The 22163-nt window shown below is 41.4% G+C and carries 17 protein-coding genes; 4 read left to right on the top strand and 13 right to left on the bottom strand.

What is annotated here, in order from left to right; translation table 11 throughout:
* Positions 1 to 49: 49 nt before the first annotated feature.
* From HC643_RS27445 to HC643_RS27430, 4 genes are all read right to left on the bottom strand, one after another.
* Positions 50 to 574 (bottom strand): hypothetical protein, encoded by a 525-nt coding sequence (locus tag HC643_RS27445; RefSeq protein WP_038082562.1) that lies wholly within the window; start codon positions 572 to 574, stop codon positions 50 to 52.
* Between the two features lie 94 nt (positions 575 to 668).
* The gene (locus HC643_RS27440; RefSeq protein ID WP_038082561.1) at positions 669 to 1109 is read right to left on the bottom strand and encodes a hypothetical protein; all 441 of its coding nucleotides are present in this window, start codon (positions 1107 to 1109) and stop codon (positions 669 to 671) included.
* Between the two features lie 237 nt (positions 1110 to 1346).
* Complete coding sequence (locus tag HC643_RS27435) at positions 1347 to 1529, bottom strand: CsbD family protein (protein ID WP_038082560.1); 183 nt, start codon at positions 1527 to 1529, stop codon at positions 1347 to 1349.
* A gap of 467 nt (positions 1530 to 1996) precedes the next feature.
* Positions 1997 to 2353 carry a hypothetical protein gene (locus tag HC643_RS27430; protein ID WP_038082559.1) on the bottom strand — a complete coding sequence of 119 codons (357 nt, stop codon included), beginning with the start codon at positions 2351 to 2353 and terminating at the stop codon, positions 1997 to 1999.
* Between the two features lie 455 nt (positions 2354 to 2808).
* On the opposite strand from HC643_RS27430, the gene uvrB reads away from it, so the two are divergent.
* On the top strand, positions 2809 to 4806 hold the full coding sequence (gene uvrB / locus HC643_RS27425; RefSeq protein ID WP_038082558.1) for an excinuclease ABC subunit UvrB: 1998 nt from the start codon (positions 2809 to 2811) through the stop codon (positions 4804 to 4806).
* Positions 4807 to 4816: 10 nt separating this feature from the next.
* Here uvrB and HC643_RS27420 read toward each other — a convergent pair whose 3' ends face one another.
* Both HC643_RS27420 and HC643_RS27415 read right to left on the bottom strand, forming a co-directional pair.
* Positions 4817 to 5857, bottom strand: a complete 1041-nt coding sequence (locus tag HC643_RS27420) for a sensor histidine kinase (RefSeq protein WP_038082557.1) — start codon at positions 5855 to 5857, stop codon at positions 4817 to 4819.
* Between the two features lie 47 nt (positions 5858 to 5904).
* Entirely contained in the window at positions 5905 to 6624 is a 720-nt protein-coding gene (locus HC643_RS27415) for a response regulator (RefSeq protein WP_038082556.1), read from the bottom strand.
* 625 nt (positions 6625 to 7249) lie between these two features.
* On the opposite strand from HC643_RS27415, the gene HC643_RS27410 reads away from it, so the two are divergent.
* Together HC643_RS27410 and HC643_RS27405 are read left to right on the top strand one after the other, a co-directional pair.
* Positions 7250 to 8449, top strand: a complete 1200-nt coding sequence (locus HC643_RS27410) for an L-histidine N(alpha)-methyltransferase (RefSeq protein WP_038082555.1) — start codon at positions 7250 to 7252, stop codon at positions 8447 to 8449.
* Positions 8450 to 8494: 45 nt separating this feature from the next.
* On the top strand, positions 8495 to 9103 hold the full coding sequence (locus HC643_RS27405; RefSeq protein WP_038082554.1) for a hypothetical protein: 609 nt from the start codon (positions 8495 to 8497) through the stop codon (positions 9101 to 9103).
* Between the two features lie 112 nt (positions 9104 to 9215).
* Here HC643_RS27405 and HC643_RS27400 read toward each other — a convergent pair whose 3' ends face one another.
* The 4 genes from HC643_RS27400 to HC643_RS27385 form a co-directional block, all read right to left on the bottom strand.
* Positions 9216 to 10082, bottom strand: coding sequence for a tetratricopeptide repeat protein (locus tag HC643_RS27400; protein WP_038082553.1), 867 nt, complete (start codon positions 10080 to 10082; stop codon positions 9216 to 9218).
* Between the two features lie 74 nt (positions 10083 to 10156).
* Complete coding sequence (locus tag HC643_RS27395) at positions 10157 to 10915, bottom strand: hypothetical protein (protein ID WP_038082552.1); 759 nt, start codon at positions 10913 to 10915, stop codon at positions 10157 to 10159.
* A 33-nt stretch (positions 10916 to 10948) separates the two neighbouring features.
* Positions 10949 to 11920, bottom strand: a complete 972-nt coding sequence (locus tag HC643_RS27390) for a TRAFAC clade GTPase domain-containing protein (protein WP_038082551.1) — start codon at positions 11918 to 11920, stop codon at positions 10949 to 10951.
* Between the two features lie 86 nt (positions 11921 to 12006).
* Positions 12007 to 14181: a BAR domain-containing protein gene (locus HC643_RS27385; RefSeq protein ID WP_038082550.1), complete on the bottom strand. Its 2175-nt coding sequence runs from the start codon at positions 14179 to 14181 to the stop codon at positions 12007 to 12009.
* 223 nt (positions 14182 to 14404) lie between these two features.
* On the opposite strand from HC643_RS27385, the gene HC643_RS27380 reads away from it, so the two are divergent.
* Positions 14405 to 15205 (top strand): SDR family oxidoreductase, encoded by an 801-nt coding sequence (locus tag HC643_RS27380; protein ID WP_137986595.1) that lies wholly within the window; start codon positions 14405 to 14407, stop codon positions 15203 to 15205.
* Between the two features lie 423 nt (positions 15206 to 15628).
* Here HC643_RS27380 and HC643_RS27375 read toward each other — a convergent pair whose 3' ends face one another.
* From HC643_RS27375 to HC643_RS27365, 3 genes are all read right to left on the bottom strand, one after another.
* Positions 15629 to 17809, bottom strand: coding sequence for a hypothetical protein (locus HC643_RS27375; RefSeq protein ID WP_038082549.1), 2181 nt, complete (start codon positions 17807 to 17809; stop codon positions 15629 to 15631).
* A gap of 671 nt (positions 17810 to 18480) precedes the next feature.
* Complete coding sequence (locus HC643_RS27370) at positions 18481 to 20643, bottom strand: GumC family protein (RefSeq protein ID WP_038082548.1); 2163 nt, start codon at positions 20641 to 20643, stop codon at positions 18481 to 18483.
* A 100-nt stretch (positions 20644 to 20743) separates the two neighbouring features.
* The gene (locus HC643_RS27365) at positions 20744 to 22120 is read right to left on the bottom strand and encodes a polysaccharide biosynthesis/export family protein (RefSeq protein WP_038082547.1); all 1377 of its coding nucleotides are present in this window, start codon (positions 22118 to 22120) and stop codon (positions 20744 to 20746) included.
* Positions 22121 to 22163 lie beyond the last annotated feature (43 nt).

Raw genomic sequence — 22163 nt, 5'->3', positions numbered from 1 at the left:
AATAAAAAAGGTGGGCATTACCCACCTTATATAACCCAGCAAACTACCTTTAACGGTGGTGACCGCCCAACCATTTAGCTGCAGCCAGCCCCAAAATAGCTCCCACAACAGGGTTGCTCAAAAATCTCATAATACCTGGCTGCTCTGCCAGGACTTCGCGGAAAACATCGGGATGGTTGTGATATGCAAAGGATGCTAGTTTGCTCACGTCATCAGCACTCATGCGACCTGCATGGTGAGTCGAAAGACCGAGTTGCTGTTCCAGATGTTTTTCATCTAGCCCTCTTTGTTTGAAGTGCTTGAAAAAGGCGCGGGCTACGTCATCACGTTCGTTAGGTTTAATTTGAGAAATTGCCTTTTGCAATTCAGGTTCCATTTGATTGGTAGGAATTCGGTCTGGATGCAAAGACCGACCAAACAACTGACGTCTCTGGTCTGTTGTTGTCCTTTGAGCAAAATCGTCAAAATTTTCGTACTCTGTTCCTGAAGAGGTTGAAGTATCATCAAGTGATTCAGAATCACCTTGAGCCAAATCTTTCATGATTTGACTTCTATATTGTTCGCTGCTAGTCATTGTGAAATCTCCTTATTAATTGCTAATGGCTAATGGCTAACGGCTAATGGTTGATTGTAGATATCCTTGACTATTAGCTATTAGCAATTAGCCATTAGCTATATTGAATTTGATTTGTTTGCACATCGTATTGAACAGTCAAAATTCGCTGTTTATCTGGTGCAAATACAAGAACTGTTAAATCTTGTTTTGGAAAGTTCCGATGAAAACCTTCAACGAGAGATTTTGCTAAAGAACGAACTTCATTGGGAGGAACTTGAGAGGAAATGACGACCCCAAGCTTATTGTTGTCACGCACGTAAGCATCTGAAATGAGCCCCTTCGATGCTTGGACAACCCAATTACCAAAACTTTCTCCGCCTGCAGTATTCCCTCGCTCTAATTCACCATAGGCGAGATCTCGACTCACTGTAGGCTGATGATTTGTGCGATTAACTTGGGCTACAGCACCACCCGAACAAGCAGTGGTAATTGTCAAGATTAAAATCAAAACGGAAGCTACCAAGATTCTACGGCTCTGTTGAAGCCAACCCATTTTTCTTGCCTCCAAAAAAAATTTTCAAAATTGTTCTATTGAGCAGTTTATTAAAGGCGATGCATTTAAAAAATTGGAATCACCTCGTTTCCAGGCTCAGCCTGGGAATGCCTGCTCGGGAGGCTCCGCCTCCTAATATCGCGAGGCTGAGCCTCGCCAACTGCGTTCCCAGATAGAACCTGGGAACGAGAGTGGGTAATGCGTTCACTTACCCAGCTAAATTAATGGGACAGACTACTAGTCAATCTTTCTCTTGATGTTGTCTTTTACGTCTTCAACACCATGACGTACTTCGCTTTCAGCTTGCTTTGCTTTACCTTCAGCTTTGTCTTCTGGGTCTCCAGAAATATTTCCCAACGCTTCTTGAGCTTTTCCTTCAATATTTTTAGCAGTTGCTTTTGCGCGATCTTCTATACTCATATTATCCTCCTTATTTCTTTCAAAGCTTCTTACCAACTTTGAAATTCTTTGTTATTACTCTTACAAATTAACTTAATCTTTTTCCTAAAGCCTTCCGTCACAAGATACATTAGTTGTCTAACCTAAAAGATGGAGAAAGGCATACGTTACTATTCCTGCCTTTATAAATAGTAAATTGTTAAGAAATAATTAGACAAATCGAAAAACATAATTGAAAAGGGCATTCCCCGAGCGATGCAATAGCCTGTAAGAATAGAACTTTGGGGTGATACAAACAAAACCCACATTGGTGGGCTTTTAGGGGGTTGGAGGATCGAATTAGTCTCAAAGATTGAGGGAATTGGTATAAGTTGAGTTATTTAGCCTATTGCCAGGGATCAATTTTTAGAATTCAAGAATTCATGAAAAAACTCAGTTCTTTGCAAAACCGAGTTTGGAAAATTATATGTAATATTACTTATCTTTGTCTAATCAAGAAAACCCATGAGTGTTTCAGTATCGCCAACTTCATTTGATGCTACCGGACGATTGCCCATAACGGAATAAGTTTGAGAGATAACCAGTTCGCTGGAGCCAATTGGACGAACTCCAGATAGGTTGAGAGTGTCAACAATATCAAATGTATGTGCGCCAATAGGACGCACGCCCATCACATTTCTTGTTTCTACAACTTGCAAATTACTAGCACTCACGGGACGAATACCAGAAATTGCTAGTGTGTTACGTACCTCTAATGTACCTGGAGATTCTAATGGCACTGGTTTATCACCATTCTTTTCAACTTGCTCTGTGTTCCCATTCTGCGCTTGATTATTGTCTTCCACAGTTGTTTCCCCCTTTTGCTTGGTGCGAAGTATATTTTGAACTGACTGCTTGACCAGGACGGATAGAGATTTATCTTGTGTTACCTGGAATTATTAACTTATTTTACAATACTCGGGAAATTCCAAATTTTTCCTTAACATTCCGAGTGTAGCCTTGATACTCCTGCTAGGAGTACAAATATTTTTAAAGATACACATAACTAAAATAAATTCTTAATTTATGTAAACTTATTTAACAAGATGAAAAAGTAATTGGGAGATAACTTTCTACTCAGTCAGGTGGGGAATACCTACCAATATTGAAGAGGGGGGATGGTCAACCGTACTTTACTTTTTTCATTGCGACTGTCTGAGAATTATTGATTCTCCATTCCCGGATATCCTCCGGTTCCTGTCGTACAAGTGTACTGTATTCGCTACTATAGGATGGGGTATTTTCAATCTAAAATTTATTTATGAAAGAGTTTTGTCTTCAGGCTCCCTTTCAACCAACAGGCGATCAACCACAAGCTATCACTCAACTTGTAACGAGTCTCAATGACGGGAACAGATATCAAACTCTTTTAGGTGCTACGGGAACAGGAAAAACTTTTACCGTTGCATCTGTCATCGAAAAAGTGGGGAAGCCCACCCTAGTCCTAGCTCACAACAAAACTCTAGCCGCACAACTGTGTAATGAGTTGCGCGAATTCTTTCCCAATAACGCAGTTGAGTATTTCATCAGCTATTACGATTACTACCAACCGGAAGCTTATATTCCCGTCACTGACACTTATATAGAAAAAACAGCTTCAATTAACGATGAAATTGATATGTTGCGTCACTCTGCAACGCGATCGCTCTTTGAACGTCGGGATGTGATAGTTGTTGCTTCGATTAGCTGCATCTACGGTTTGGGGATGCCTTCAGAATACTTAAAAGCTGCCATTCCTTTTCAAGTGGGTATGGAAGTTGACCAACGGGAAATACTGAAAGATTTAGTATCAGTTCAGTACGGTCGTAACGATATAGAAATTGGTCGCGGACGTTTTCGGGTTCGGGGCGATGTTTTAGAAATAGGTCCGGCTTATGAAGACCGAATCATTCGTGTCGAATTTTTTGGTGATGAGATTGACGCGATTCGTTATGTCGATCCGGTTACGGGTGAAATTCTCAAGAGTGTGGAAGCAGTGAATATTTACCCCGCACGTCACTTTGTCACCCCAGAAGAAAGGCTAGACGCGGCTTGCGATGCGATCGCCGCAGAACTCAAAGAGCAGAAAGCGCAACTAGAGGAAGCCGGAAAATTACTGGAAGCGCAACGTATAGACCAGCGTACTCGTTATGACTTAGAGATGTTACGGGAAGTCGGTTACTGCAATGGTGTAGAAAACTATTCCCGTCACCTAGCAGGACGAGAAGCAGGCGCACCCCCGGAGTGTTTAATCGATTATTTTCCTAAAGACTGGCTGTTGGTCATAGACGAATCTCACGTCACCGTACCCCAAATAAGGGGAATGTATAACGGCGACCAAGCACGAAAGCGAGTGTTAATCGAACATGGCTTTCGTCTTCCGAGTGCTGCTGATAATCGTCCGTTGAAAGCGGACGAATTTTGGACAAAGGTAGACCAGTGTATTTTTGTGTCTGCAACTCCAGGAGATTGGGAGTTAGAGATTTCTGAGTCTCATGTGGCGGAACAAATCATTAGACCAACGGGAGTGATTGACCCAGAAATCATCGTGCGTCCCACAGAAGGACAAATTGATGATTTGTTAGGTGAAATTAGAGATAGAATTGACCGCAGCGAACGAGTGCTGATTACAACGTTAACCAAGCGCATGGCAGAAGATTTAACTGAGTATTTAGAAGACAATGGTGTTCGAGTTAGATATCTGCATTCAGAGATTAATTCAATTCAGCGAATTGAGATTTTGCAGGATTTGCGTGATGGGAATTTTGATGTCTTAGTAGGTGTGAACTTGCTGCGGGAAGGTCTCGATTTACCAGAAGTTTCCCTTGTGGCAATTTTGGATGCTGACAAAGAAGGATTTTTGCGTGCAGAGCGCTCTTTGATTCAAACTATTGGTAGAGCCGCACGTCACATTCGAGGACAAGCCATTTTATATGCTGATAATCTGACCGACAGCATGAGTAAAGCTATTTCGGAAACTGAGAGGCGTCGAAGCATTCAAATCGCTTACAACGAAAAGCACGGGATTACACCCAAACCAATTGTTAAAAAATCTAAAAATGCAATTTTATCTTTTTTGGAAGTCTCAAGACGGTTGAATGCAACTGAGTTAGAAACAATCGAAGAAAACGTAAATGATTTACCGTTAGAAGAAATTCCACAGGTCATTACTCAGTTAGAAGAATTAATGAAAGAAGCAGCAAAGAAACTGGAGTTTGAAGAAGCAGCAAAGTTACGCGATCGCATTAAGCAATTGCGAGATAAATTGGTGGGAAATTAGTACAAAAGTCTTATGCTAATGGTAGAGAGAATCGAAACGTAGTACCCTTGTTGAGTTCGCTTTCTACCTGAATCTCACCTTGCTGTAATTGAACAAGACGTTGGGAGATAGCCAAACCCATTCCAGTCCCCGCAGGATGGCGTATGCGCGATCGCTCCGACCGCCAAAATCGATTAAAGACAAAGGGTAAATCTTCTGCTTTCAAGCCATGACCTGTATCGATGACTGCAATCCATAACTTGGAAGGTTCGCTCCAAACTCGTACTGTAATAGAACCTTGAAGGGTGTAGCGTACTGCATTGCCAAGTAGGTTGACCAAAATCTGTTCTACTCGTTCGGGATCGGCGCAGACGAGGGGAGGATTGGGGGGACACTCCAAACGCAACTCTGGACCTTCTTCTAAAAGCTGATCCGAGAATCTTTGAATGAGAGAGCGCAGTAGTGGATGTATGTCAAAAACTTGAAGATGAATCGGTAAATACCCCGCTTCAGCTTTAGAAAGTTCTTGCGTATCGTTAACCAACCGATGCAATCGAGTTGTTTCTCTAGTTAACCTTTGAAACACTTCTGCTGAAGGTTCAATTGTCCCATCTGCCAAACCCTCCAAATAACCTTCTAAGATTGTCAGAGGTGTCCGCAGTTCGTGAGTTAAGTCTCCTACAAGTTCTCGACGACGCTGTTCCACACCTTCAAGGTGCGACGCCATTCGATTAAAGCTAATAGCAAGGCGATTTAACTCGGGAATTTCCGTTTCAGGTACGCGTGCTGTCAGCTCTCCCTGTCCTAACTCGTGGGTAATTTTTTCCATCTCAACAAGAGGTTTGAGGATGTGCTTGGCGATTACGTAACTCATACCACTTGCAACAGTCACACTTGTAAGAAATAACCACCAAGCTCCCCACATTGAAGTTTCTTGAAATTCCTCAACTAGCTCGTAGCGAATTTTACCAATATCAAACCCTCGCCCTTCAAGACGTTGTAAGTGCAAATCAAAAATATGGAATGAGAATAACTTACTAACAATGACTAAAGAACTTAGTCCAGCTAGCATCACAAGTATATGAGAAAATAGCAATCGATATCGCAAGCTCAGTTTAGTCACAATTTGTCTTGAACAAGGGGGTCTTCAAATTTATAACCGACTCCAATCACAGTTTTGACAAAGGTTGGATTGGCGGGATCGGGTTCTATCTTTTTCCTGAGTCGTGCGACATGAGTATCAACAACCCGTTCATCCCCATAAAAGTCACTACCCCAAAGTTTATCAATTAATTGAGTTCGATTCCAAACCCGACCGGGATAACTCATAAATGTTCCAAGTAGTTCAAATTCCAAAGCTGTAAGATCTAAGGGAGATGTTTGATTGGTATTTAGAACTCGACTAGCTAAACGCTGCTCCAAATTAATTATAAAATTTTGACTGCGGTAAATTTGACTTTGTTTGCCATGACGTAGTGTCCGTCTTAACAGAGCTCGCACGCGAGCTACGAGTTCCTTGGGGCTGAAGGGCTTGACTACATAGTCATCAGCTCCTGTCGATAGCCCGATAACGCGATCGTGTTCTTCCCCCTTTGCTGTCAGCATGAGGATGTAGGGATCTTTAGAGATTGGCTGCTGTCGAATACGCGCACAGACCTCCAATCCGTCCAAATGTGGAATCATCAAATCTAAAATAATTAGGTCGGGTGTTTGCTCTTGAAACGCTTGAATTGCACTCGTTCCATCTCGACAGTGATGGCAAGAAAATCCTTCCTTTTCTAAATAAAGCTGGATCAATTGAGCAATCTCAAATTCATCTTCAACAATCAAAATCTCCATAACTTCCGATGTGGTTCTGTTTATCTAAGCGTCATCACTAGTAAAACACGTTTCTTTAAGAACTGGCGTCAGATAATAGACGGCTTTACAAGGAGTTTACTGATTTTTGAATAAACTTGTTGAATTTGTCATAGCTTTGCCACAAAATCTACACGCTTTTGCTACAAGAAACTTAGAGTTTATATGTATGTAAATACCATTTTATCTGAGAAAAAATACTGTTCTTTAAAAAACCGATATCTGGGAAATACTGGGTTTCTTTATTTTCTAAACCATTAAGGATTGCTAGAAAAGCCGAGAAAATTCAAAAAACTTTAATTCAAGTGGCTGAATAGACCTTGTGTAGTAGGACTAAGAGCCGTTACCTATTGTCTCATGCTTCCGCTACTTTCCTCCCTCTTTCTGATGTGGTCTGGGTACGATAACAATACTGCTAGTGCAAGAAACTCAACAGTTATTGTCCCTTGTTGTGACAAACACCGGATGCAGGGGGATGCACCTGCGTACAGGGCAGGAACAAAAGGCAAAACTTGTGTAGTACTCAGTACGATAAAGTCAAAACCTGAAAAGATTAAGTACCGTTTGAACAAACAACAAGATTTATCGTAATAACGGTAGTATAAAAATGTATATTACCGAAGTACATATTGTTGACTATTTGAGGCTTAATATGGAATCTTTAAATTTCATGAAGCTATTAGAAAATTCCATCAATGAACCGGGCTTGGGATGGACTCTGTGTTTTATAGGAGAAGATCAGTCAAAGAAGCTTGCAGAACTGACACAGGAATTGAGAGGAGAATTTTCTGAAACAGGTGATGGTAAAGAAATTTTATCTGGTTTTTCGTACTGGGGGATAGGTCCAACAATAGCTTGGAATAACGCTTGCCATGATAGATTTTACCTTGTCATGAAAGAGAGTATAGAGTCATTTAGATATCGATGGTCTCAACTCTATGCCAATAGAATAGGAGATCGGAAATATCATTACGTTAGTTTGGGCGTTGGTACGGGAGAAAAAGATAAAAGCATTTTAAGTTTATTACTTAATTCCAACCCCGACCTAATTTACTTTCCCGTTGATATGAGTTCGGAAATGTTGAGACTGGGCGTTCAACAAGCAATCCAAGAAACAAAATTAAAAGGAAACCATGTGTTCCCCATTCAAATCGACTTTTCAATTGAAAGAAATGTCAGTGAATTGCGGAAACTCTTTGATGATATTCTAAAAGATACTCCTATTATATTTTCATTACTTGGCAATACATTAGCAAACTTTCAACGAGATACAGAGCTTCTACAAACTCTTTCTCAAATCATGCGACCTGATGATAGATTTCTTATAGAAGTAGCGACAACTGAAGAATTAAATGAAGAAGCTGCTCAAAAGGCAACTAAAGAGTACGAGAGCGCTAAGTCTTTTAGAGAATTTGTCACTAGTGCATTACTTCAAAATACCGATTTACATATTGACCTAAACAGTGTCTCCTTTGATGGTTATATAGAGGCAGATAGAGCTATTCTGATAAAAATACTGTATCGCAACTTAACTGGAAATAAAATTGATGTGATGCTGCCAGATCGCTCAGTTATAAATTTTGAAGCTCGAGATACGATTCGTTTGCTTTTGACTCGTAAATATACTTCAACTGGCATTAATAAATGTATATCAGACAGTAACTTTATAGTGGTTGATAGCTTACATACACCCTTAGAACCTCGTTTAAAAAACGGATTTGGCATGGCTTTAATGTTACTTTCTCCTGACTCTTCAAGAATCAACAACAGTTCTCCAATAGCAAGTGATATATGGTCTAAGCGGTAAAAATTTCTCAAAAGAGCATATGTATAAATAGCAGATGATACAAGTATGAAAATATTAGTAACCTTGATTACATTTTTCCCTTTACTTCTTGGATTTATTCTAGCCACGATCTGGTGGACTAGGGAAAAAAATTTTGAGCCACTACTAACAGCTCTTGGATTATTAGCAACAATCACAGGAATTTTTGCCGAACGATGGGCAACAGCTTACGAAAAGAGGGTAGAGTTTATGCGTGCTTTACTCAATGAGTGCAGATCGAATGAGGCAATTCTATCTGATAACCGATTTAACTCAAACTCACACAAGCCCGGACGACCGGTAGTTTTTCCGCGATTAATTGTGTCAGTTACTGAAACAGCGCTCGCATCTGGTGTCTTTGCAGAGCGTAAGGATAGAGAATTATTTTCGCTCTTACACCAATGGCGGCATACTGTAAATGAGTTCAACCGAAGATTAGATATTACCGAACTGCGTGTCTTTACAAACCCATTGCCACAAGAGATCAACTCACTCTATGAGGCTCTACAGGAATCTAAAGAGTTTAATGATGCAGTAACTTTAACACGAGCCATCGAATCTATTGTATCCAGCCAATATCCAGATAAATTTAAACCGTTTGGAGCATTGCTATCAAATGTAAATAGAACAACTTAAAAAAACTAAACTATCAGAACATAATGGGAGGGTGAAAACCCCTGTGATTTATCCAGGGGATGAAATAATTTTTACATAAAACTCAAGTAGTGTTGATATGCTGGGGAAAATGTTAAGTATTCCACTCAGCTATTTTGCTTAGCAAATCTTCTACCTGTCTGTTATCTTGGAGCAGTTCCAAGTCAGGGTCAGTTTTAACAAACAATTGAAAATTTGGATTGATTTTTAAAGCTGTTTCTAGGCTTTCAATTGCTAACGCTTCGTTGCCTACTCGGGCTGCACAACAAGCCGTGTTGTAGAAGGAGTACTCATCATCTGAGTTGAATTCTGTTGCTTTTTGATATTTCTCAAGCGCTTCTTTATACCTACCTAGATATCTAAGAGTATCTCCTTGCTTGTAATAAACCCAAAATTCATCAGGGCGAAAATATTGTGCTTCATCATAACTTTTAAGTGCTTCTTCGTAGCGACTTAAATGTCTCAAAGCATCCCCCCGTCGCAACCATGACCAGTAATCGTTGGAACGTCTCGACAAAGCTTTCTCGTAATTGAAAACTGCTTCTTCAAAGCGATCTAAATGTCGTAGGGCTTCGGCTCGACGAAACCATGCCCAGAAGTCACGGGGACGGATTTCAAGTGCCTTATCAAAATTTGCGATCGCATCCTCAAACCATTCCAAATCCTCCAGTGCAATACAGCCCCGGTTATACCATCCCCAGTAATCATCAGAACGAATAGATAGTGCTCGATCGTAACTGACAATAGCCGCCACGTACTGACCTAATTCCCGTAAAGCGCTGCCTCTGTCATACCAAACCCAGTAGTTATCCGGGCTAGCTGCCAGAGCTTTATCGTAATACACGATCGCTTCTTCATAACGTTCTTGTTTGTCGAGCTGCTTACCCTGCTGATACCAGTATTTGTAGTCTTCAGAGACAAGTGAAGACATATCTGCCCCTGTCCTTAGCGCTTGACTCATCGCCAATTCTCCAAACCGTTACATACGTTACAGACAACCACACTTTCTATCTTATTTGCAGTTTGATGAATTCACTAACGGATAAACAGAAATAGAATCATAGCAACTGGAATGACAGCTATTAACAAGAGCGTAAAAACTAACGAATTGTTCTTTTGAGGCGTTTGGTTGCTGCTTGCAAGCGCTGGCTCTGACGGGTAACTTTTTTTATAAGGTTCAAGCCATCCCTCCCCCTGTACTAAATTAGATAACCCACGCCAAACATTTGCTTGTTTTAAAGCATTTGCCGATTTGATACCAGTAACGACCACAAGGGGAATGTTATTGAAGCCGTTACCTTTTGGCAAACGCCTTTCTTCTATCTCATAAGCTATATCGTTCCGTAAATACTCGGAATTTCTGCCAATTTTACTTTCCAATTTGGCATCAAAATGCCTGACTTCATCGATCTTTAAGTGGCTGATGGTATCAAAAGCAACTTCAAAACCAAACTCACCGCCAAATTGTACGGCTTTGTCAACGTCGGTATCCAACAATCCGCGTAAGGAATAAGCTGCGATCGCACGTAACTTTTGCTCGTTGGCTTCACTATCTTCACCAACCCATGCTACAGAATTACGAATTCTCCTTCCCTGAAAATCTACCCTTTCACTAGCCTCAAGACCGGTCACTAGTAATAGCAATTTATTGTCATAGCGCCCTAAAACAACAGAGGGTGATTCACTCTGAATAACATCGCTAATTCGGTATTGTCTCAAAATAGGTGGTACTTCTGGCAACCAGCAGTAATCATAGTCTTGTGAAAAACCGCGACTTTGTACGTAAATCTTCATAAGTTATACCATTTTAGATTTTAGTTTGGTTCGTTAAACTTTTAATAAATCTTCTCCTTGTAAAATGGCAAATCCATTGTTAGTTTTACATTCACTGGCAAACTGACGAATTGCTTCTTTCAGGTAATAATCTCTGCCCAATAAATCGCGAAGAAAATTAAACAAACCCCAATTCCGAGTATCTAAATGAAGTTTTAATAAAAATCTCAAGAGATACCGCAAAGGTTGCTCGCTATCGGTTGGGCTATAGGCTGCATCATGACTGGTTTTCCGAAAGAGAAAATGAGGTATGTTACTCTCTATCTCTACTCTCGAAAAAACGACGCTTCCCACGGTTTGTACGGGGGTGACAACAACTGCTACTTTGGTTAGTAATGCTGATGCATTAAACAAATCTATTAATTTTGCATATCCTTCTTTAATACGTATTAATAGCTCTTGCGCCGTTTTTTCATCTTTTAAATACTTCTCACATTTTACAGGTGCAAAAATAACCAATCTTGGTGATTCTAAATCTTGATAAGCTATTTTAAATAAGTCAGTCATTTGTTGCACTCTATTAATTTGCTCGTGCCACTTTCCTTTTTGTTCCATTAAAGCAGGTGCATCTATAGCAATTAATACGGCAACACATTCTGTCAGCATTTTCTTAACAAATTGCTTTTTTTCAGGAGTGGCTTTGGCAGCATGGTAACCTCCTGGATAATCCTGAAAGTGAAGTTCTAAGGAGGGCTTTTTACCTTTTTTTCCCAAACCAAACACAAAAGACCGAAGATGTTCGGGTTCTCCTTCTGTTCCTCTGACTCCTCCTCTTGGTTCAAAATCATTCAGCAGACTTTTGAGTTCCATTAAACGTTCTTGCAAAATTGCCGAACTTTCTTCGTCAGGTGTTAGTTGTAAATCTGTTTTACCAATCGTATTTTCAAATTGTTCGTAGAGAGCAGTTAAAAGAGTGGTTTTACCTACGCCACTCGGTCCCAACATTGTGATTTTCAGTTCGTCCATTGATATTTCCTGACATTGTGATTGCAAAAATTGCAAAAAATCTATTAAGATACCTAACTTCTCAAAAAAGTCGAGTATCTGATTTCTTACAAAATATGATGGGCTATCATCGCCTTGTCTACTGAGTGAAGCCACTCCCGGCGCAATCGAGTGCGATCGCCAAGCTGTTCAAATTCATCATGCCAAACAATGGCTCTGATTTCTTCTAAAAAAATGCGCCATTCTGTCTTTGCTCCCTCAGCACGCAGTACGCGATCGACAAACTCTTCTACTATGGCAAATGCTGCTAGGCTGGGTTCGCATAACAGATCTTCTAAAGCTGTTTCACAATTGTATAAAGCTTCTGCATGCAAGGTTTTCAGGTTGGTGAAGATTTCTTTTGCAGAGGGAGATTTTGACAATTGCAGTGAGGTTTCGTCTGGTGTCAAACCATCTAAATGTTTGCGGATGCGGTGCTGGATGAGCCCACGATAGGAAATATCAAATTCTGCAAGGATTTCAAATCCTAACTTTAATTTTGGTAAAGATTCGGGTAACTCTTTGGCGATTTCATTCAAAAATTCATAACCTCTGGTTTCTGTCAGTCCCCCCAATCGTCCCCGCTCTATCAAAACTTCTGCTACTTGAGATTTAACTTTAAAAAGCAATTGCTTCAATCCGCTATCTAGGGCTAAGAAATGTTGTGACAGGTAGGCGCGAAGTTCGTTTAAGTATTCGTAGTAGGCGTTGGGATAGCCACCAACGCGATCGCGTCTTTTCTCAATCTCTTCTAAACTAGGGATAGCAGTGTCTGTACGACAAGCTTCAACAGCTGCTTCTACTTGCTGTTTAAAATGAATGTCTTGAGAGTTTCTTTGTTGTTTGAGATGTCTCAGCAGTTTTTCCAAACCACTGGTTACATCGTTCCACACACCGTCAAAAAGCTGTAAGAACAAGGGGAACCAATTGTCTTGTTGTACTGCTTCACCCAGAGCTTTGCGAGCTTTTTCTAATTCTGCGATCGCCCCATTTTGGAGTTGCATTAACCTGTTTTGGGAGGAAGAGGCGTATTGCTCATCTAATGAAGTAATCTTATCGGCTAAATAATTGAGTATTTCATCCAACACTTCACTTGCTGCATCTATATTGGCACAGTTAGCAGTCAAACAACGAACCACCTGCAGATGTTTTTCCATTAATGTATCTGCTAAATCCTGACAGTTGTTGTAATTATCCCCATTTTTTGACTCAGCAGTTGTCCGATTGAGAATCATGAAAGACCATAACTCAACAGGTAAATCTACGAGGGAAGCCCGTGCTGTATCGTACAAACGCACATCGACATCGGCCCAGTAGTCACCAGATGACTTTGGCATTCGCACAAAGAGGATACCATCAACTTCTTGTCCCAAAGTTTTCATCAGTCGTTCTTCATCCCCAACACCTGTATCTCCCAATCCAGGCATATCGACCAAGGCAATTTGTCCGACATCTTTGTTAGGAAACTGACAAACAATTTTTACTTCCCGCACTGCTAAATAGTTGAAAAAAACTCTTTGACCATCAGGGGTATCTTGAGCGACATACTCGCGAATTTCGTTACGAGAAATGAGGCGGGGTGAAGGTTCTTGTAAAAGATGGCGGTACTTATCGAAATGGGTATGGTATCGGCTCAAATGTTCGTACATCGCCCCCGGTTCCGCATATCCGGGAAGATTGTGAGGGAGTGGAGGTAGAGGATGAGCGGCAAATTCAGCAATTGCGATCGGTTTTGCACCCAAGTATAGCTTTTCGTAATAGGGAGCAATAACCTCATCTAAAAACGATCGCTCGGAGTGAAACCAGACTTCACCATAAGTTTCTACATTGGGATTATGATGAATGATGCTGCGGACACCCGTACAATGCTGCCTGTCTCCATCGGGAATTTCAGCAGCCGTCAGCCCTGTTAAGCTTTGTAGCAGGCGACTTTTTCCTTGTCTGGCTCGTCCCACAACTCCTATGTTGAGAGTGTCTCGGCAAAAACGCACTTTTAGCTTGTTTAAGACTTCTAATTCAATAGTGATGCTGAGTTGCAGCCTCCCCAAATCAATTTCTTTCAAACGCCCGATCGCATTTGCGTCTTCCACTCGTGCTAGCAATTCATTGCGATGGTTTTCAAGAGAACGAAGTGCAGAGGCGAGAGATTTTAAATTAGCCTCCACCCGTTCAATTTTTTGGGCTAGGGGACGTCGTTTTTCAATAATGCTGACAATTTTTTCAGCCCGATTTGTTGCGTTCATGTAAAAGCTTGTGTATATCAGTTGTTTTATCGAGAAAGGCAGAGGGCAGGAGGCAGGAGGCAAAAGGGAATACCAGGCAAGGGCTATAAGGATTCTAGCCCACGTAGGTGGGCTTCGTTTGTGCAGCCACAGACTTCCAGTCTGCAAGAGTTTTCAGGAATTGGCAAAGGTATTGTTATTTGCGATAGACTCTATATTATATGTAGTTAAAAATTCTTTTAACGTGACAGAAGATTTAGTACTGGTTGCTGGCGCTACGGGTGGGGTAGGTCAGTTAACAGTAGGCAAATTATTAGAGAAAGGCTTGAAAGTTCGCGTTTTGACACGCAATTCTACAAAAGCGGAGAAAATGTTTGAGCGCAAAGTAGACATTGCCATTGGTGACATACGCGATCCAAGTACTCTCCCCACAGCAGTACGGGATGTTGCCTATATCATCTGCTGTACTGGAACAACTGCCTTTCCTTCGGAAAGATGGGATTTTGAGCCGAAACCTAACTTAATTGAGTGGGCTCAGCTATTGCTTAACAGTAGCGATCGCGAAACAAGGGCAAGAAATAGCCCCTTACAAGTAGATGCACGAGGGGTCAGCCATTTAGTAGCAGCAGCACCCCGCAATTTGAAACGTTTTGTCTTCGTGTCTTCCTGTGGGGTTCTCCACAAATCTCAATTTCCTTACAGCGTCCTCAATGCTTTTGGTGTATTGGATGCCAAGCTTCAAGGTGAAGAAGCTATTATCAATTCTGGATTGCCCTATACTATAATCCGTCCCGGACGTTTGATCGACGGACCATATACTTCTTATGACCTCAATACTCTGTTAAAAGCAACAACAGCAGGCAAATATGGTGTTGTTTTGGGAACGGGAGACACATTAACAGGGCAAACCAGCCGTATTGATGTTGCTGCAGCCTGTGTGGAGTGCATTCAAAACCCTCACGCTGAAGGGAAAGCGTTTGAAATCATTAACAAAGGATCGAGACCTTCTGCGATCGACTGGGAAGGGCTTTTTGCCCAGCTTTAGGCTTCCTTGCGGAAATTACTACTTTGGATAGAGAATTTTCCGGAACTACCGAATGGGCAGTGGTAGATATTATCAGAGTAATCACTTATGTCTAAGCCTATAATTAGCCGAGGGCATTTAGCCCAACTATCATTATTACAAGCCCGGTCACTATAGATCGGGCTTTCGGCATTTTAATGCGATTGAAGTTTTTACACGAGCGCACGTTAATAAAGATTAAACTTTGTCTGAAGATTGGTAATATCCTATTTCTTCAAGTAATATGCGCCTAAGTTCGTCATTTTTTCTTTGAAGAAGCCAGCGAGAAAGTTTTAATATAAAATCTTTAAAAAAGAAGTTTAATTGCTGGGCTAAAAGACGTTGTAGTTGAGAAGCACGCGCATCTCAACTACAGACCAATAACCATTTCTGGTGCTGCTTTATTTAATTTGTAACTGCTGTGGGTTGAGCTAAATCAAGTACATCGCGTGATGTCAAAAGACGATCGCTTTCCTGGAGAATTTCTTGTTGGCTTTGTTCTCTGTCTTCTTGTAAAAAGATGCGCCACTCACGTTCTATATTTGTCCTGCGAAGGATGGTGTCAAAAAACTCTTCTACAATTGCATAAGCGGCTTGATTTGGTTCGCTGAGCAACTGCTTCAAAGTACTCTCACATTTACTGAGAGTTTCAGCACAAGCAATCTTGAGATTTAAGAGGACTTGTTCGGCGGAAGTCGATTTTGTGAGCTTGAGTGTTGCTGGTTCATTCGGAGTCAACCCATCAAGGGACTTACGGAGGCGATGCTGTATGAATCCTCGATAAGAAAGCTGATATTCAGCAAGTGTTTTAAATCCGTATTTTAGCTGGCTTGGTACCCCAGGAATCAGTTCGGGTGGTATTTGAGTGGCAACGGCATGAAGAAATTCAGTTCCTCGTTCTTGTGTCAAGCTCCCCAAACGTCCCTTGTCAATAAGTACTTTTGCTACTTGTGATTTGACTTTGTTGAGCGATCGCTTTAACCCTTCATCTAATAATAAAAGATGTTGTAATAAACGAGCGCGAATCTCGTGTAAATACTTCTCATAAACCACATGATAGTTTTTTTCAAGACTATACAGGTGTTCTATTTCTTGAATTGAAGGAATTCCCGTATCATTTCGATACGCTTGTAAAGCCGTTTCAATTTGCTTTTTGAATTCCAAATCAATGGACTCTCGGTTTTTTCGCAGTTCTTGAAGCAGCTTCTCAAGACCATTGGTCAAATCCCTTACAACTTCTTTGAACTGTATCTCAAATAATGCAGATTCCGGGGCATCTTGAGTTGCTAAATCTAGAGCTTTTACCACTTTATCTAACTCAGCATTAACTTTGCTTTGCACTATAGCTAATTTTTGCTGGCTCAACAAGATGTCTTTGTAACCTAATTCAAGATTTTTTTCCTCTATGGAATTTAGGGAACGTTCTAAAAGTTTGTAACTTTCTTGGCTGTTTGCACAGTTAGCTATTATGTATTCAGAAATATTTCTACTTTTATTGGTAATTTCTAATACTAAATCTTGACAAGTTTTTAAGTTATCTCGATAGGGTGAATGAGCTTCTGTACGATTGATTACCATAAGAGACCATACATGAGATGGTAAGTCAGCTATTGCAGCAAGTGTTTTTTCATATAAACTAATATCTACCTCTTTCCAGATATCTCCCATTGACTTTGGCATTCGTACAAACAAAATAGCATCAACTTCTTGTACTAATTTTTTGATAAGAGAATGCTCGTTGCAAATACCAGTATTCCCAAGACCGGGCAGATCCACAAAGACAAATTTTCCAACATCAGTGTTGGGAAATTTACAATAAATTTTTGCTTCTCTAACAGCTAAGTAGTTAAACAAGCTTTGCTGTCCGTAAGCTGTTTCTTGTGCGATATATTCTGGAATCTCATTTTTAGAAATGCGACGGGGAGAAGGTTGTCCGAGGAGATGACGGTACTTTTCTACATTGATGTGATACCTTACCAAGCGCAAATACATAGTTTCCTGGTCTACTTCTGAGGAAAAAACGCTTGGTAATAAAGGTAGAGTTTTGGCTGCAAATTCATCTATTGTCTTGGGCTTGAGCCCTAAAGACAACTTTTCATAGTAGGGATAAATAACTTCTGTAAGAAACGAATTTTCGGAGTAAAAATATACTTCTGCATAAGTTTCCTCCAAAAAGTTGTTGTGGATACTACAATAAACTCCCGTACAATGCTGTCTGTATCCATCTGGAATTTCAGCACTTGTTAACCCTGTTAAACTTTGTAATAATCGACTTTTTCCTTGTTTTGGTCGTCCGATAACGCCTATTTTTATTGTTTCTCGACAATAAAGTTCTTTAATTTTATGCAGTTTTTCTAATTCATGCCTAATACTTTGCTGTAGTTCTGCTAAGTTGTTATCTGGCAAAGTTTGAACGGTCTTTGAAACATGAGACGATGTTAACCACTGCTGGCGATTTTCTTCAAGGTTGTGTATCACAGATTCTAAAGATTGAAAATCTATCTCTGTACTTGTGATTTTTGCAGCCAGAGAACGGCGGTTTTCAAAAATATTAGTTGTGCCCCCAGTCTTAATTGTTGTGTTCATTTGTTATTTGTCAGGATTTTAGCTGGTTTTAGATTTCTTTGCATAGTTACTTTTGTCCTCGCCTAATCTATAAGCGAGTATTTCTCTCTTGAATAAATGCAGACCCTGAATTTCTCTAGGAAAATATTAAGTGTGAAGCCCTTTTATTTCTTAAAGCCGTATTTATACGATCGCGATACTTCATCTTTTATACTTTATCCTTTCCTCTTAGAACTTATGCAACCTCAATGATATTTTGAAGATTTCATATGTTGTAAATCTCCGAACCCCCCTTTTTAAGGAGGGCTATTGTATAAGCCCCTAATTCTTTCCACACCAACCGTGTTTTCTTATAACCTTTTTAACCTAAGATTTAAAGAAAAATAATTGGTCAGTAATAATTAATATTATTGTTAATTATTTTTACTTTTTTACCGATTGACTTTTATCCACTTCATCCAACGTAAGTTCGACAGACCTTACACTCACTCCCCCCTCACCTTTTTCTTAGGCTCAGCCAGGGAAAACCGTTGAGGTGGAGGACTCCTCTAGTTCCGGTAACTATCTGTCTCGCGAGGCTCAGCCTCGCAGACTTTATTCCCTGGCTCAGTCTGGGAACTCAGTAGGTAGAAGTCATTAAACTTGAAGATTAAGATTAACTTACCGCCACCAACTCGAGAGGAAAACGGGATTTATCTTCTTGCTCCGACTGAAAGTTCTTCTTCAGGGGGAGTGTTTGGTGGTTGTTGTAGAGCAGGAGGAGGTACGTTGACAACGATGTCTGCCCCATTGACAATTGTTCCCAACAGTGGTAGCTCTGATTCTGTTAATTGGTCAATAGCTTCAGTTAGCATATTTTCCTGTGTATAATTGGGTCGTGCTACGAGTACTATGCCATCACTATAAGGTTGAATTAACAGAGCATCGTTCGATAAGCTCATAGAATGGGTGTCTAATATAACAAAATCAAAGCGTTCGCGCACGTCTTCCATTAACCGCTTAAATTCGCTGGATTCGAGAACAGCAGCAGCTTGACGCACGGGACCGGGACTGGGCAAGATGTATAAATTTTCTATATCAGGTACTAGGCGGATACATTCGCTTAAACTAGTGTAGTAGCGTAATGGATCGACAATGGCGTCGGGGTCGGGGCTGACCTTCAAGGATGATGCACGAGAGGGCGATCGCAAATCAGTTTCAACAATCAAAGTGCGTTTTCCAGCTAGGGCGGAGGCGACTCCAAGGTTATAAGCGCTCGCAGTCTTACCTTCACTGCTAGTGGTGCTTGCGATTAACACGACCTTTAAGGTTCTACCACCAATCCGGCGCAGATTGCTGCGGAACTTCTCATAAAATTCCAGGTAGGGAGATTCTGGAGATAAGACAACTGGCAATGCTCCGGGGGGTAGATCGGCAACTGGCATCAAAGGCAATTCGCCCAAGAGGGGAACTTCGCGTTGTTTGAGGGTATCGCGGATATCTTCCTTGGTTTTGAAAGTTCCTTCGAGTGCTCCTAGCAAAAATATCACGCCACCACCAACGACTAGTCCCAGTAAACTACCCACACCTAAGGTAATGGCTGGATTCTTAGGTGGCGTCACTACAGGAAGTGCTACAGCTGGTCTGGCTATACCCAGGCTACTCACCGTTTCCGCTTCTGCTGTTTTGGCGTCGGTCAACTTCACCTGCATTTGGTCGTACACGGCTTTTTTCAGTCCGACTTCCTGTTCTAAGCGCGATCGCTCCAATTGCTTGTTTGGTATCAAAGCATACTCTCGCCGCAGTCGTGTCTCATCCTTTCCCAAATCTATTAATTGCTGTCGCAGCGTTTCCCGTTGAGTTTGCAAAGCCACCATTTGATTTGCCAGGTTTTGCCTTGCAGGGTCTAGGTTGCTTCGAGAACGAATGGATACCGTTCCTTGTAAAGGTGCTGCGCCATCAGGACCCCCGATCACCTCTCCACCACGTTGGCGTAATAGGTTTTCGTAAGCTTCTTTCTGACGCTGCAGCTGAATCATGGTTGGGTGGTCGGGTCGGAGATCTTTCCTGTAAACTTCTATTTGAGATTCCGTTTGATAGATTTGCGTTCGCAAGTTGGCAATAATCGGGTCTGCACTCAGAGCAGAAGAGACGTAAGCTTGGTTGACATTCAAACCCAATTTTTCTTGAATGCTCCGAATTTGAGCCTCAATTCCTGAAAGTGTAAGTTGAATTTGCCTCTGTTGAATTTGACTGCTAGTAATGGCGTTGAGCAAACTGCCATTTTCTGCTGCTAATATTGCCGGTCTTTCTCTGCGATCGTAAAGTTCTAGTTTGCGCTCTGCAACTTGTAAATCCCTTTTCGCTGCTGGTATGCGTTCGTTAACTTTTGTAATAATTGCGTTTAATCGCCTTGTATTGATCTCACCGCTTAAACGGATCATTGCCTCCATCAATTCTGCTAAGGTGTCCCTTGCTCGCTGGCGATCGCTATCTCTGTATCTCAATTCAATTGTCGTTGGTTGTTGTGCATCTGCTGCTTCCTTTGCTCTTTCAGGTAGTTTGAGGCTAACACTTGTCGCGATTTTCTTGGGACTAATGTTTAATTTTGTAGCGACAGATTCAACGATCTGATCTGACAGTAAAATTTCCTCACTGAGTTCTTGCCCTTGCAGGTTAATTTCAGTACCAGTTGTCGAAAAAGAAACTGGCGGACGAGCGTAGGTCAACGCACCATTTGCCATATAGGTAGGTGCTGGTTCTGGTTGCAAAGCCACCACCGTTGAACCCACTACAACCAAACCAAAACTGGCAATACCAATCCATTTATATTTATCAAAGGCGATGAGGTAGCGTTTAACAATCGGTGGAGTCATAGCAACATTTAAGAAAAACAGGTCGAGCTTGAAATTTTAGATGTGAGGTCCGATCTCCGGTCACTGTTAGCTCCTCACCCTACTATGTTATGCCAAACACTTAATCACGACCAAAGTCGTTAAAGAAGTCGAGGAAAGCATTGATACTGATGAAAGGACGGGTAATCAGACTGATAGCATTTGTAATTTTACCTATCAAGTTCCGACCTATTACGATGACATCGTTATCTTGAAGTGGTACATTCTGAGATGAGTCGCCTGAAAGTGCTTTTCTGGCATTGAGGGTTTGAGCAATAGCTCTACCGCGTTCCGGATCGAAACGAAACAGTTTGATCCCTCTGAGGTTAGCAGTATCAAGATTCACCCCTGCTAAGGCGTCTAAAAAATTACTCCCATTCGGTAGTGGTATTGTGACGATCCCTCCTGAGGCATAATTTAATACCCTGACTCTTATTTGCTGTACTGCTAAAGTTGAACGAGACACCAAGTTGCGATCGTAACCATCGTCTGCAGCAATTTCCCGACGGGGAATCACAATAGCATCGCCATCTTGCAAGCGTAAATTTGGTACCGAACCTCCATTTTGCAAGGGAGTGTATAGGTCAACATTTTGTGTAGCGACAGAACCATCAACCAAGCGCCTGCGTATTTGTACTTGTCGCAGGTCTGCCGTCATCGAAGAACCTCCAGCTAAGATTAAAGCATCCCCAACACGAGGAAGCCCGGAAGCAATAGAATAAATTCCCGGTCGTGTCACTTCTCCACTAATGGTAATTTGAACCGGACGCTGTGCGGCTAGGGATACTGACACAACTGGATCGACATAGATGCGGCTTGAACTCAGACGAATTTTTTCTTGGGCTTCATCCAAAGTTAAACCTTGCAAAGATATTGTTCCCACTTGTGGCACGATAATATTGCCTTCTGGGTTTAGTTGAGCCGTAAAGCTTAACTCCGGACGTTGTATCGTCAGAGCTAATGCCACAATAGGATCGACAACAAATCGATTTAAGCCAACACGAATTTTTTCTTGAGCTTGTTCCAAGGTCAAGCCTCTGAGTGAAACTGTTCCTAATAAAGGGACTACAATGTTTCCTTCAGGGTTGATGATAGCTTGAAAGCTCAGATCCGGAAAGCGTTGAACTGAAACAGCGATACCATCTCCCGGTCCCAAGCGGTACTTACCAGAAGGGCGCTGAATTAAAACGTTGACACCATCCCCCGGTCCTAAGAGGTAGCGGGTAAATTGAGGTGATACGCCATCGCTTAGAGATGGATCGACCTCAGGACCAGAGGGAGGTGTAGGAGGTTCAATTTGTCTTGGTTCTTCTAAAATATTCCTTGGAGGCGTAGTAGACGATCCTGGTGGTAACTCTTGAGTTGGGATATTCTGAGCAGCAACAGGTTGAACAGTTGCTGCTATTAAATAGACGCCAACATGAAGACCTATGAAAGATAGGGCGCTAAATATACGCATAAAATAACCAGGAACTGTACAAATTAGTGTGAGCGCTGACGAA

This window comes from Tolypothrix bouteillei VB521301 (assembly GCF_000760695.4).
Lineage (GTDB): Bacteria > Cyanobacteriota > Cyanobacteriia > Cyanobacteriales > Nostocaceae > Scytonema > Scytonema bouteillei_A.
The sequence above is the reverse complement of the archived record's forward strand: the minus strand, read 5'-3'. Positions and strand labels throughout refer to the sequence as shown.